Source organism: Halegenticoccus soli (genome assembly GCF_002844195.1).
GTDB lineage: Archaea > Halobacteriota > Halobacteria > Halobacteriales > Haloferacaceae > Halegenticoccus > Halegenticoccus soli.
The window spans coordinates 109,838-123,062 of sequence record NZ_PEND01000001.1; the positions used below are offsets into that span (position 1 = coordinate 109,838).

At 71.1% G+C, this 13,225-nt stretch carries 10 protein-coding genes; 3 read left to right on the forward strand and 7 right to left on the reverse strand.

Annotated elements, in window-relative coordinates; all coding sequences use genetic code 11:
* Positions 1 to 154: 154 nt before the first annotated feature.
* From CNO20_RS00580 to CNO20_RS00590, 3 genes are all read left to right on the forward strand, one after another.
* Entirely contained in the window at positions 155 to 2,053 is a 1,899-nt protein-coding gene (locus tag CNO20_RS00580; RefSeq protein WP_101294105.1) for a cation:proton antiporter domain-containing protein, read from the forward strand.
* Between the two features lie 188 nt (positions 2,054 to 2,241).
* Positions 2,242 to 2,853, forward strand: a complete 612-nt coding sequence (locus CNO20_RS00585; RefSeq protein ID WP_101294106.1) for a cyclase family protein — start codon at positions 2,242 to 2,244, stop codon at positions 2,851 to 2,853.
* Between the two features lie 165 nt (positions 2,854 to 3,018).
* Positions 3,019 to 4,698, forward strand: coding sequence for an aldehyde ferredoxin oxidoreductase family protein (locus CNO20_RS00590; protein ID WP_101294107.1), 1,680 nt, complete (start codon positions 3,019 to 3,021; stop codon positions 4,696 to 4,698).
* An 89-nt stretch (positions 4,699 to 4,787) separates the two neighbouring features.
* On the opposite strand, the gene CNO20_RS00595 is transcribed toward CNO20_RS00590, so the two are convergent.
* The 7 genes from CNO20_RS00595 to nasA all read right to left on the reverse strand — a co-directional run bounded on the left by CNO20_RS00595 (position 4,788) and on the right by nasA (position 13,105).
* A complete protein-coding gene (locus tag CNO20_RS00595; protein ID WP_101294108.1) occupies positions 4,788 to 5,507 on the reverse strand; it encodes a PGF-CTERM sorting domain-containing protein in 720 nt (239 codons plus the stop codon).
* A 54-nt stretch (positions 5,508 to 5,561) separates the two neighbouring features.
* Positions 5,562 to 6,695 carry a thiolase family protein gene (locus CNO20_RS00600; RefSeq protein ID WP_101294109.1) on the reverse strand — a complete coding sequence of 378 codons (1,134 nt, stop codon included), beginning with the start codon at positions 6,693 to 6,695 and terminating at the stop codon, positions 5,562 to 5,564.
* Positions 6,696 to 6,757: 62 nt separating this feature from the next.
* Complete coding sequence (locus CNO20_RS22840) at positions 6,758 to 6,901, reverse strand: hypothetical protein (RefSeq protein ID WP_158237345.1); 144 nt, start codon at positions 6,899 to 6,901, stop codon at positions 6,758 to 6,760.
* Positions 6,894 to 8,663 carry a nitrite/sulfite reductase gene (locus CNO20_RS00605; protein WP_101294110.1) on the reverse strand — a complete coding sequence of 590 codons (1,770 nt, stop codon included), beginning with the start codon at positions 8,661 to 8,663 and terminating at the stop codon, positions 6,894 to 6,896. Before CNO20_RS00605 ends, CNO20_RS22840 begins: the two co-directional genes overlap by 8 nt.
* 233 nt (positions 8,664 to 8,896) lie before the next feature.
* Positions 8,897 to 9,607, reverse strand: coding sequence for a molybdenum cofactor guanylyltransferase (mobA, locus tag CNO20_RS00610; RefSeq protein WP_101294111.1), 711 nt, complete (start codon positions 9,605 to 9,607; stop codon positions 8,897 to 8,899).
* Positions 9,600 to 10,904 (reverse strand): MFS transporter, encoded by a 1,305-nt coding sequence (locus CNO20_RS00615; protein ID WP_101294112.1) that lies wholly within the window; start codon positions 10,902 to 10,904, stop codon positions 9,600 to 9,602. Before CNO20_RS00615 ends, mobA begins: the two co-directional genes overlap by 8 nt.
* Positions 10,901 to 13,105, reverse strand: a complete 2,205-nt coding sequence (gene nasA, locus CNO20_RS00620; RefSeq protein WP_269844109.1) for an assimilatory nitrate reductase NasA — start codon at positions 13,103 to 13,105, stop codon at positions 10,901 to 10,903. The genes CNO20_RS00615 and nasA overlap by 4 nt, the downstream gene beginning before the upstream one ends.
* Positions 13,106 to 13,225: the final 120 nt, after the last annotated feature.

A 13,225-nucleotide genomic window follows, 5' to 3' on the forward strand; every position in this document is an offset into this window, starting at 1 on the left:
CGCCGATCCGACCACCGCCACATCCGATCTGACCGCCGCGACGGTCGCCAACGGGCGAACTGAGCGCCCGTCGAAGCCGCCGCCGCGCGGCGGGCCGATGAAGTGACTTTTATGCTCGCTCCGACGAACTCCTCGGGCACATGGAGGGACCACAGTGGCGGCGCAGGGCGGAGCCGACCTGATCGCGATCGTCGCCGCCATCATCGGCATCGGCGTCGTCGCGCAGCTGCTCGCCGACCGGTTCCGAGTGCCGAGCATCATCTTCCTCATCTCGGCGGGGATCCTCCTCGGACCCGAGGGCATCGGTCGGTGGGTTCCGGGCGTCGACCCGCTGGTGACCCCGAACTCCTTCGGCAACGCGCTCTCGGCCATCGTCGGCCTCTCGGTGGCGATCATCGTCTTCGAGGGGGCGTTCCACCTCCGGCTCGACAAGCTCCGGAAGGCACCGTCGGCGGCGCTGCGACTCGTGACCGTGGGCGCGCTCATCGCCCTCGGCGGCACGGCGGCCGTCGTCCACTACGCACTGGGCGTCGACTGGCTCGTCTCCCTGCTCATCGGCGCGCTGCTCGTCGCCACCGGTCCGACCGTCATCACGCCCATCCTCGAGGTCGTCCCGGTTCGGAGCCGGGTCGCCGTGGCGCTGGAGACGGAGGGGATCGTCAACGACGTGACGGCCGCCATCCTCGCGGTGGTCATCTTCGAGGCCATCGTCGCGGAGGTGGCGGGTCCGGGCGAGCTCTTCGTCCTGTTCTTCGAGCGGCTGGGCATCGGCGTGCTCGTCGGGATCATCGTCGCCGCCGTGATCTACTACCTGCTGACCCACGTCGACATGTCGCCGGGGAACGCGCCGCAGCACGCCCGCCTGCTCGTCCTCGCGGGGGCGCTCGTCGCCTACGGCGCGGCGGACGTGCTCGCCATCGAGTCGGGCATCGCGGCCGTCGCCACCGCCGGGGTGCTCCTCGGGAACGTCGATCTCCCCTACGAGGGGGAGATCTCGGCGTTCAAGGGCGACGTGACGCTCGTCGTCCTCTCGTTCGTCTTCATCGCGCTCGCCGCGCTGTTGGAGTTCGAGAACCTCCGGCGTATCGGCCTCCCGGGGCTCGTCATCGTGGTCGCCGTGGCGCTCGTCATCCGGCCGGCGCTCGTGTGGCTCTCGACGATCGGCGACCGGTTCACCCGCGAGGAGCGCCTCTTCATGAGCTTCGTCGGGCCGCGCGGGATCATCCCCGCGTCGGTCGCGACGCTCTTTGCGATCCAGCTCCGGGCGCAGGGCCTGTCGGGGCCCGCAGACGTCCTCGTCGGCACCGTCTTCCTCGTCATCCTGGTGACGGTGGTGTTCGAGGGCGGGCTCGCCCGACGGATCGCGGAACGCCTGAACGTGATACCCATGCGTGTACTCGTCATCGGAGGCGGCCAGGTGGGCCGCGCGCTCGCCGAACGCCTCGAAGACCGCGGAGAGAACGTCGTACTGATCGAAAAGGACCGCGAGATGCTCGAACTCGCCCGCGATGGCGGGTTCACCGTCCACCACGGCGACGGCACGGACACGGACGTCCTCCGATCCGCCGGCGCGGAGAACGCGAAGATCGTCGTCGCCGCCACCGGCAACGACGACGCGAACCTCCTCGTCGCGCAGCTCGCGAGCTCCAAGTTCGGGCCCGAGACGATCATCGCGCGGGCGAACAACCCGGACAACGTCGACGCGTTCGAGGAGCTGGGCGTCCGGACCATCTCCGCGGCCGACGCGACGGCCGTCGCCATCGACAACTACATCGAGCGGCCCGCGCTGGCGAACTGGATGGGCGAGCTCGGGCGCAACGGCGACGTCCAGGAGATCGAGATCACGGCCGACGGGCTCGTCGGCCGAACGATACGGGACATCGGCCCCGAACTCCCCGACGGCTGTCTCGTCGCGCTCGTCGCCCGCGACGGCGAAATCGAGGTCCCCGAGGCCGACTTCACGCTCCAGCGCGGCGACCGAATCACCCTCCTCGGCCGCCGGGACGCCGTCCGGAAGGCGATGAACCTCTGTCACCCCGGGCAGAGGCAGTGACGGCGGCGCCGACGCGCCGGCCGCTGTGACGACGGACGGTCGCCGCGTCGCCGCCCGGCGCGGCGGTCGGATCGACGAGGCGGTCGGATCGACGCGACGGAAGCGGCCGGCGTTGCGCCCGACGCCGACGTGATCGATCGGTCGGCCGATCCGGCCGATACTTGTCCGCCGGGCGCGAACTGCGCCCCATGCAGGACCTCAGTCACCCCCTCTCCGCCGGAACGCCCGTCTACCCCGGGGACCCGCCGGTCCGCCTCGACCCACACGCGACCCGCGGGGCGGACGGGTACCGCGTCACCGAGATCGGCCTCGGCAGCCACGCGGGGACGCACGTCGACGCCCCCGCGCACACCGAACCCGAGGGCAAGCCGGTCGACGCGCTCCCGCTCCGGCGGTTCGACTTCGACGCGCGGCTGGTCGACCTGCGCGGGCTCGACGCCGGCGAGGTCGTCCGGGCGGCCGACCTCCCTGAACCGGACTGCGACATGCTCGTCCTCCGGACCGGCTGGGACGACCACTGGGGCACCGACCGCTACTACGACCACCCCGCACTCGCGCCGGACGCGGCGCGGTGGTGCGCCGACCGCGGGTACGATCTCGGCTTCGACACCGTCGGTCCCGACCCCGTCGACGCCGTCGACCTCCCGGCCCACCGGGCGCTCCTCGGCGCCGGGTGCCTCCTCCTGGAGAACCTGACGAACCTCGACGGGCTGCCCGAGCGCTTCCGGATCCGCGCCTACCCGCTCGCGCTCGTCGGCGCCGACGCCTCGCCCGTTCGGGCGGTGGCGGTTCTCCGGTAGGCTGGGAGTGATTCTCCGGTAGGCCGGGAGTGGTTCTCCGGTAGGGTCGGGCCGCGGTTCTCCGGTAGCGCCGAGGGTGGCTCTGCGGTAGGGCCGAAGGCGGTTCTCCGGTAGGGCCGGGGGTCTTTCACCAACGTTTATTCGGGTGAGGGCGAAAGCGCCAGTATGCACCACGCAGTCGGACCCCTGCTCTCGGTCGACGTCTCCGAGCGGACCGCCGAGACGGAGGACGCGGACGACGTGCTCGAAGCGTTCATCGGCGGCCGCGGCGTCGGAACGAAGCTGGCGCACGACCGGATCCCGTTCGACGCCGACCCGTTCAGCCCCGAGAACCGCGTCGTGTTCGCCACCGGCCCGATGCAGTTCTCGCAGATGAGCTTCACGGGGCGGATGAGCGCGACCGGCCTCTCGCCGCTCACGAACGGGCTCCTGTCCGCGAACGCCGGCGGATTTCTCTCGCGGAACTTCACGGGCGCGGGGTACGCCGCCGTCGAGGTGACGGGCGCGAGCGACGAACTGCTCGCGGTTCACGTCACCGACGAGGGCGTCGAGTTCGAGGAGGTGCCGGACCTCGCGGGGGCGACGGTCTCGGAGGTCACCGAGTACGTGAAGGCCGAGCACGGTCTCGGGGAGGACCAGATCGCCTGCGTCGGCCCGGCGGGGGAGAACCGGGTCCGGTTCGCCTCGATCATGACCACGGAACACCGGGCGTTCGGACGCGGGGGGCTCGGCGCGGTGCTCGGCTCGAAGAACGTCAAGGCGATCACCTTCGACGGGGACGCCCAACCCGAGGTGGAACTCCCCGACGTCACGATGGAGATTCACCGGGAGGCGGCGACGCGCGACCACCCGATGAAGAAGGCGGGGACGACGAGCGTCACCGAGTACGCGAACCACGTCGGGGCGCTTCCGACGCGGTACTTCTCCGAGCTGGAGTTCGAGGGCGTCGAGGGGATCAGCGGCGACCGCGTCGCGGAGAAGAAGTTCAAGAAGGGGACGTGCTCGTCCTGCGCGTTCGCCTGCAAGCTCCCGACGAAAGACGAGGAAAGCGGCCTGGAGACCGAGGGGCCGGAGTACGAGACGGTGATGTCGTTCGGCTCGAATTCGGGGGTGGACGACATCGTCTCCGTGATGAAGTCGAACGACCTCTGCGACGAGTTCGGGATGGACACCATCTCCTGCGGGGACGTCGTCGCCGCCTACCTGGCGAGCGAGGACGCCTTCGGCGACTCCGAGCTGATCCACGAGACGGTCGAGAAGATCGCCCGCCGCGAGGGGATCGGCGACCTGCTCGCGGAGGGGATCGACCGCTGCCACGGGGAGCTGGGGGTCGAAAACTGGACGGCGAAGGGGATGGAGTTCCCGGCCCACGACGGGCGGAAGCTCAACGGCCAGGGCCTGTCGTTCGCCACGTCGAACCGCGGCGCGGACCACATGTACGCCGAGTTCTACTCGAAGGAGTACCCGCTGGTGAGCAAGGACGAGGCGGTCGACCCCGAGGGCCTGGAAGGGAAGGCGCCGATGGTCGTCGAAAAGGAGAACCGCAACGCCGTGCTCGACAGCGCCGTCGTCTGCAAGTTCTCCCGGGACTTCGTCGACGACGACCGCCTGTCGACGCTGCTCGGCGCGGACTACGACGACCTCCTCGCGGTCGGCGCGCGGATCGTCGACCTCGAACGCGGGTTCAACAACCGGCGGGGCTTCGACCGCGAGGACGACGCCGTCCCCTACGACCTCCCCGGGTTCGACGAGGCGCTCGACGAGTACTACGAGACCCGCGGCTGGAACGCGGACGGAACGGTCCCGGACGCGGGCGCGAGCGGCGCGGCGAGTGCGGGCGACTGAGCGGCATTTCGCCGCGAAGGTGCGCGGAAGACTGAGCGGTCCGTCGCCGCGAAGGGAGGACGACTGAGCCGCGATCCGCCTCTCGCCCGTTACTCCGATTCCGACCCGCGGAGCGCGGCGTAGGCGGCCGCGCCGATCCCGGCGAGCGCCGCCGGGACGCCGAACCCCGGCATCTGAATCCCGGTTTCGTCCCCGCCTTGCCCTCCGGACTCGGTCTCCGTCGGGGTCGTCGTGGGGACGTCCTCCCGTATCAGCTCCAGCGTGACGGCGAAGGCGTCCGTCCCGCACCGGTTCTGCTCGTTGATGACGAACAGGTTGCCCGGCTCGATGTTCTCGTCCTCCTTGTCGGCGTACAGCGACGTTCTCTTGGAGTTGCGAGCGGCTTCGATCCGGTCGATGAGCACCGCCTCCGTCGTGACGACGTCCTCGCCGGGGCCGACGAACGGGCAGGGTTTCACCTCGTCGCCGGGCACGTCGCTCTCGTCGCCGAGGATCTTGACGAACAGGCCGGTGTAGTTACGGTTGTTGAACTTCGGCGCGGCCCCCAGCAAGCCGGCGGTTGTCGTCACCTCGTCGTCCTCGCTTCCGACCCCGCCCTCGTTTCCGCCGCTCTCGTTTCCTCCGGTCTGATTCCCGCCGTCGGTCTCGTTTCCGCCGCTGGTCCCGTTACCCTCCTGTGCGCGACCGGCGCGCGCGACCACGCCCGCCGCGGGGATCGCCGCGCCGGCCCGCAGGAGACGGCGGCGCGAGATCCGTCGGTTCGGCGTCGTTGCGTCCGTCTCGTCGGCGGTCGTCTGGTCCCTCCACATCCCGTGAAAACAGACGGCTGGCTGTCACTAATACGTCGCGGCCGACGCGGTCCGTCACCGCGAGAGCTCGATCGCCGCCCCCTGCCCGAACCCGACGCAGAGCGTGGCCAGCCCGCGGCGGGCGTCGCGTTCGATCATCTCGTGGACGAGCGTCACCGGCAGACGCGCGCCGCTTGCCCCGAGCGGGTGGCCGAGGGCGATCGCGCCGCCGTTGACGTTGAACCGGTCGTCCGCCACGCCGAGCTCCCGCTGGCTGTACAGCGCCTGGCTCGCGAACGCCTCGTTCAGCTCGACGAGGTCGTACTCGTCGATCGATCGGCCGTTCTTCGAAAGCAGGTTCCGGGTCGCCGGCACCGGGCCGATGCCCATGACCGTCGGATCGACGCCCGCGACGGCGTTCATCCCGACCTCGGCCATGACGTCGAACCCGCGCTCCTCGGCGAACTCGCGGCTCGTGACGAGGAGCGCCGCGGCCCCGTCGGAGATCTGCGACGAGTTGCCGGCCGTGACGGAACCGTCGCCGGTGAACGCCGGCGGGAGCCCGGCGAGCGCTTCGAGGGACGTGTCGCGGCGGATGCCCTCGTCCTCCGTCACCGTTCCGTCCTCGGTCTCGATCGGGACGATCTGGTCTTCGAACCGCCCCTCGTCGGTCGCCTCGGCGGCGCGGCGGTGGCTCCGGAGCGCGTACTCGTCCATCTCCTCGCGGGGGACGTCGTACTCCTCTGCGACCTTCTCGGCGGTCATCCCCATCTGGAGCTGGAAGACGTTGTACTCCTCGGAGAGCCGCGGGTGGAGGTGCTGGTAGGAGTCGCCGTCCATCGGCACGCGGGACATGTTCTCGACGCCGCCCGCGATGACGCACTCGCGGTTGCCCGCGGCGATCGCGTCGCTCGCGCTCATGAGCGCCTGCATCGACGAGGCGCACCAGCGGTTGATCGTCGTCGCCGGCACCGACTCGCCGAGGTCCGAGAGGAGGGAGATGACGCGTGCGACGTTGTTGTCCTGCTCGCCGCGCTGCTGGGCGACGCCCCACATCAGGTCCTCGACGTCGTCGCTGCCGAGGCCCGTCTCCGCCAGGATCTCGTTTATGAGGGCGATCGAGAGGTCCTCGCTGCGGACGTCGGCGAAGACGCCGCCGCCCTTCCCCTGCGGGGTCCGGTACGCTTTCGCGATGACTGGCGTTGGCATGTCTCACCATCGGCGGCCCAGACTGATAAATCCGGGAGAACGCGGCGTCCCGCGCCGCGAGTTTACGGACCGTCGGGCGCGCCGCCGTCGAACAGCTCCGGCGCGGCGTCGGCGGAGACGTGCTGTCGGACCTCTCGAACCCTCTCGGACGCTCTCCGGCCGCCCGCCGATCGTCGCGCTCCGCCTGCGAACGGTCGCTCAGTCATCGGCCGACAGCGGCGTCCCGTCCGCGGCGGTCGGGGCGGGGCTCTCCCCCTCGGCGAACGGGTACCACGACTGCTTGGCGTCGTACATCCACGGGTCCTCGTACGTCGTCTCCTCCGGTTCGCACAGCTCGACCAGCGCCTCGGTCCCCGTGGCCTCGACCCACTCGCGGAACGTCTGTCCCTCGGCGCGGTGCGCGGCGAACGCCTCGAACAGGTTTCGGAGGGCCCCGGGGACCTCGTCGACGGGAACGCGCTGGCGGATCCACTCGACGAACGTCGGCTCCTCGCCGATCCCCCCGCCGACGCCGACGTCCATCGCCTCGACCATCCGCCCGTCCTTCCTGGCCCGCATGCCCATCAGGCCGACGTCGGCCGTGTTCGACTGGCCGCAGTCGGCCGTACATCCGGAGTAGTGGACGTGGAGGTTCTCCACGTCGTCCGGGAGGTCGACGTTGTCGCGGAGCCACCGCAGCAGCCGCGCCGTGCGCGCCTTCGTCTCCGTCAGGGCGAGCGGACAGAACTCCGTGCCGGTGCAGGCGACCGCGCCGCGCTGGAACGGGTTCGGCTCGGGGGTGTGCTTCTCCAGCAGCGGCTCGGCCAGCAGGTCGTCGAGCCGCGACTCCGGCACGTCCACGACGATCGGGTTCTGCCGGCGGGTGAGCCGAACCTCGCCGGAGCCGTACTCGTCGGCCAGGTCGGCGAGTTCGATCGCGTCGTCCGCGGTCAGCCGGCCGACGGCGACGCTCAGGCCGACGTAGTAGCGGCCGTCCTTCTGCTCGTGGACGCCGACGTGGTCGGCTTTCCCCTCGGCCGGGGGCCGCCCCGCGTTGTAGGTGTACTCCTCGCGGACGTCATCGCCCGCGGCGCGGAGTTCGAAGTCGACGTACTCCGCTTCGAGCAGGTCGCGGATCCGCTCGGTCCCCCACTCGTCGACGAAAAAGCGGCTCCGGTTCTTCGAGCGTACCTCGCGGTCGCCGTGATCGCGGTACAGCCGCACGAACCCCGCGACGACCTCGTACGCCTCCTCGGGCGTGACGAACGCGTCGAGGCTCCGCGCCTTCCGGGGCTTTCGCCCCCCGAGGCCGCCGCCGACGCGGACGTTGAAACCCGTCACCTCCTCGCCGTCGATCTCCTTTCTCGCGGGTTCGAGGCCGACGTCGTTGATCGAATCCTGGGCGCAGCCCTCGCGGCAGCCGGTGACGCTGATGTTGAACTTCCGGGGCATGTTCGACAGCGCGTCGTCGCCGCGGAGCTCCCTCTGGAAGCGCTCCAGCAGGGGGCGGGTGTCGATCAGCTCGCGGTTGTCCCTGCCGGCCACGGGACACCCGGAGATGTTGCGCATCGTGTCCCCGCCCGAAGAGCGGCTCGAAACGCCGACGGACTCCAGCTTCTCCCAGATCGCCGGCACGTCCTCCAGCTTGATCCAGTGCAGCTGGATCGACTGGCGGGTCGTCAGGTCGATCCACCCGTTGCCGAACTCGGGATTGGGCTCCGGACCGGTCGCGTAGTCGCGGGCGACCTCGCCGATCGCGCGGAGCTGTCCGGGCGCGAGACGGCCGTTCGCGTTCGTGAGACGCATCATGAAGTAGCTCTCCTGGCCGCTCCGCTGGTGGAAGAGCCCCCAGAACTTGAATCGGGTGAACCACTTCTCGCGCTCCTCCTCGGGGATCGCGTCCCACCCCTCCTCGGCGAACTCGAGGATCCGTTCGCGCACCGCGTCGCCGTACAGCTCCGCTTTCCACTCCTCTTTCTTCCTCGACATTTCAAGCGACCTCCGGATGACGTTCGTCTATTTTTATCCCATTTCTGCACACGAACATGGCGAATATCACGTTGAATCCGTCCGGTACGAATCTATATAACGTTAATCGTTGAAATAATCAAATAATTGGGTATCAACGAGGGCAAACGGTCAGTTTACTATCGGATATAGGGTGTTTAAGGGCGTTGTTCGGAAGAAAACCGGACGTTCGATTGCACGTTCGGCCACTCGATTCACGTATTTCCGGAATCGAGTACCTCGCGATCGTCCCCGCGCTCGTCCGCGGGCCGCGCGCCGCGGAGGCGCCTTTCGGCGGTCCGCAGATCGCCCGGCGCGTCGACGTTCAGGAAGTCGCCCGGGTCGGCGAACGCGCGCACCGTCCGCTCGCGGACGACATCCGGCTCCAACACGCGCACGACGTCCCGGAGTCGGCCGTCGAACAGCCTGAGCGCGTCGTCGCAGGCGGCCGTCGCCGCCCGGACGTGAACCGCGGCGGGAAGGGGACGCACCTCGCCGCCGACCGTCGGCACCGCGCCCGTTCGGTGGCGCGCGCGGTCGAGCAGGAACGCGAGGAACGCCGACGGCACGAGCGGCGCGTCGCACGGCACGACCGCCGCGTACTCCGCGTCGGCCGCCCGCAGGCCGGTTCGGACGCCGGCCGCCGGGCCGCGGTCGAGGATCGGATCCTCCGCGAAGCGGGCGTCGAGGCCGGAGAGCGCCGCCTCGAACGCCTCGCGCTGGTCCCGCCGGCAGTTGACGACGAGTTCGTCCACCGCGGGCGCGACCGCCTCGGCCACGCGGCGGATCATCGGCACCCCGTCCACGAGCGCCGTGGCCTTGTCGACGCCCCGAAAGCGCGTCGATCGCCCGCCGGCGACGATGACGCCCGCCCGTCCCGTGTCGGGTTTCACCGCCCCCGGACGGCCGCGCTCGGTATCAGTCATCGCCCCCGGCGTAGTCGTCCCGGCCGGCCGCGAGAAAGCCGTCGACGTGGGCGCGCTCGGCGACGGCCGGCCGGGCGACGAAGGCGTTCAGGAGGACGATCGGAACCACGAGCGCAGCGACGACGAGGTACCCGTCGTGGACGGCGCCCGCGTCGGCCGCGGCCGCGTAGACGAGCGGGAAGCCGATGCCGCCGAACGTCCCGATGCCGCCGACCACCCCGGCGGCCGCCCCGGACCGGTTCGGGAACATCGCGGGCACCTGCGCGAAGATCGCCCCCTCGGAGAACGCGCAGGCCGTCCCCACGAGGAAGCCCGCCGCGACCGTGAGCGCGACGCTCCCCGTCTGCCCGGCGAGCGTCAGGCCGACAAGCGAGACGACGATGCCGCACAGGCAGACGACCGTCCACTGCTCGCGGTACCGGCCGGGGAAGACGGGCAGGACGTTCCGCTCGCGTCGGGCGATCCGGTCGCTCACGTACCCGCCGATCGGACGCAGGAGGCCGGCGGCCAGCGAGAACGTCGCGGCGAAGGTGCTCGCGACGACGAGGTCGGAGCCGAACCCCTCGCGGAAGTACGTCGGGAGCCACCCGTTCATCGAGATTTCGAGCCCGAAGCTCATCACGTAGCCGAGCGCCAGCGCGACGACGCCGTACCGGGTCGCGGTGTGCAGCCACGACGACAGCGTCGCGGACTCGCTGGCGCGCTCGGCGCGTTCGTCGGTGGCGGCGTCCTCGCCGAGCAGCCGGTAGAGAACCGCCATGACGAGCGCGGCCACGCCGGTGTAGAAGAACGCCGCGCGCCACCCCGTCGAGAACAGCGGGCCGTTCCACGAGCCGAACAGTCGCGGCAGGACGAGCGCGCCGGCGGCCGCCCCGGCGTTGCCGATCCCGGCGTAGACGCCCTCCGCGGTCCCCAGTTGCTCCTCGGGGAACCACTGGGCGACGTGCTGGACGCCGATGACGAACGTGATCCCGGCGGAGGCGACGACCAGCCGCAGGGCGAAGAACGTCTCGTACGTGGTCGCGAAGGCGCTCGCCGCGCTGAAGACGCCGACGTACCCGAGCACGACCGAGAACACCGTCGGCGCGCCGTACCGGTCCGACAGCCACCCCACGAGCACCCGGCCGGGCGGGGCGCTCCAGATGGCCGCGCTCGCCAGGACGCCGAGATCGGTCAGGGAGAGCCCGAACTCGTCGGCGATGGGGCCCGTGAAGGGCGCGAAGGAGAACCAGATGAGAAACGACAGGTTGAACGCCGCCGTCGCGAGGGCGAGCGTCCGCCACTTCGTCGCCCTCACTGTCCGCCCTCCGGGGCCGCGACGTGGCGGCCGCCCTTCGCCTTCGCGTCCGCCGCGTTCGCCGCCGCTGCGTCCGTTTCCTCGGCCGCCTCCCTCCCCTTCGCGTCCGCCGCCTCCGCCGACGGCGCGGCGAGGCGCACCGCGCACTGCTTGTAGTTCGGCTCCGCCGAGCGCGGATCCGTCGCCGCGATCGTGAGCCGGTTCGTCGCGGGGTGGTGGATCGGGAGCCACACCATCCCCGTCGGCACGGCCCCGTCGCGCTCGACCGCCGCCGCGACGCCGCCGCGGCGCGAGACGACGACGGTCCGCTCCTCGTCGATCTCGCCGTCGAACCGCTCCGCCGTCTCGGGGTTCATCCGCGCCCGGACGGGGCCGGGATCGTCCGGAGGTCGGGATCTGACGCCGGTGTTGTACCCGTCCGGCTCCCGCGCGGTCGTGAGCACGAGCGGGTACCGATCGTCCGCCGGCTCGGGCAGGCGCTCCGCGTCGCCGGCGGAGAAGCGGGCGCGGCCGGTCGGCGTCGGGAACGACCAGTCCGCGCCGCTCCCGCCGCCGCGGTAGTACCGGTAGCCGCCGCTCGACGACGCGTCGGGAGCGGGCCAGCGGACCGCGCGCTCCGCGTCGAGGCGGGCGTAGCTGATCCCGGAGCAGTCGGCGTTCGTCCCCGCCGTGAGCGCCCGGAACTCGTCGAAGACCGCCTCGGGGTCGAGTCGCGGTTCGGGGAACAGGTCGGGCGCGAGCCGCGACCCGACGGACGCGACGACGTCCAGGTCCGACCGGACGCCGGCGGGCGTGTCCGTCGCGGGGCGGACCCGCGAGACCGTCCGTTCCATGTTCGTGACGGTCCCCTCGGACTCGCCCCACGTCGCCGCCGGGAGGACGACGTCCGCCAGTTCGACCGTCTCGGTCCGGAAGGCGTCCTGCGCGACGAGGAACGCGTCGTCGAGAACGTCGCGGACCCGATCGGCGTCGGGCATGCCGGCGACGGGGTTCGTCGCGACGGTCCACACCGCCGTCGGCTCCGAATCGATGATTCCCACCGGCCCGGGGCCGGGATCGTCCGGGAGCCGGGAGGCGGGGACGCCCCACGCGTCGGCGACTGCCCGCCTGTGGTCTGGATCGTCGAACGGGCGGTGGCCCGGCCAGGTTCCCTTGGACGAGCAAACGCGGGTGCCCATCGAGTTGGCCTGTCCGGTCAGGGAGAACGGTCCGGAACCGGGACCGAGGTTCCCGGTGGCCAGACAGAGGTCGACGAGCGCGCCCGCGGTCGCGGTGCCGCGGACGCTCTGGTTCACCCCCATCCCCCAGTAGACGAGCGTCGGACGCTCGAACGCCGCCGCGAGCGCCTCGACCGTCGCCCGGTCGACGCCGGCCGCCTCCGCCGCCGCGTCGACGGTCGGGAGCGACGCGGCGAGCGCGTCGAACCCCTCGGTGTGCCGCCCGACGAACGCGCGGTCGACGCGATCGGTTTCGATCAGCCGCGCGAGGACGGCGCGGGCGAGCGCGAGGTCGCCGCCGGGGCGCGGCCGGACGTGCAGGTCCGCCGCGTCGGCGGTTTCGCTGCGCACCGGGTCGACGACGACCAGCCGGCAGCCGTCGTCGTCCGCCGAGTCGGCGATCCAGCGGAACAGCACCGGGTGCGCGACGGCGGGGTTCGCGCCCCAGACGACGTGGGACTCGGCGTCGGGGACGTCGTCGTAGGTCGGCGGCGGCGCGTCGCTCCCGAAGGCGTCGTAGTACGCCCGCACCGCGCTCGCCATGCACAGCGTCGTGTTCGCGTCGTAGTTGCGCGTGCCGACGCCGCCGCGGGCGAGCTTTCCCAGCGCGTAGGCCGCCTCGTTGGTCTGCTGGCCGCTGCCGAGGATCGCGAGGTCGTCGGGGCTCGACGGCGGGCGGCCGTCGGCGAGGTCGGCGGCCGAGTCGGCGATCGCGCCGCCCAGCCCGTCTGCGACCCTCGCCAGCGCGTCCTCCCACGTCGACCGGACGAGCGCTCCGCCCTTCCTGACGAGCGGCCGCGTCAACCACTCGCCGTCCGGGTCGACCGACTCGCGGATCCCGCGTCCGCACGCCAATCCCCGGTTGACGGGGTGGGCCGGATCGCCCCGGACGGCGTCGAGACCGTATCCCCGGTCCGCGCCGTGGTGGACGTGGCCGCACCCCACCGCACACCGCATGCAGGTCGTCGGGACGGGGCCGCTCACGCGCGGCCCCCCGCGAAGTGACAGGTAGTTTGTTTACGATCGTTCATTAAATCGCTCGGATACCCTACGATAGTTCTCAGTCTCACGTCTTTACGGGACTGAATGAGGGAACAAAACGCT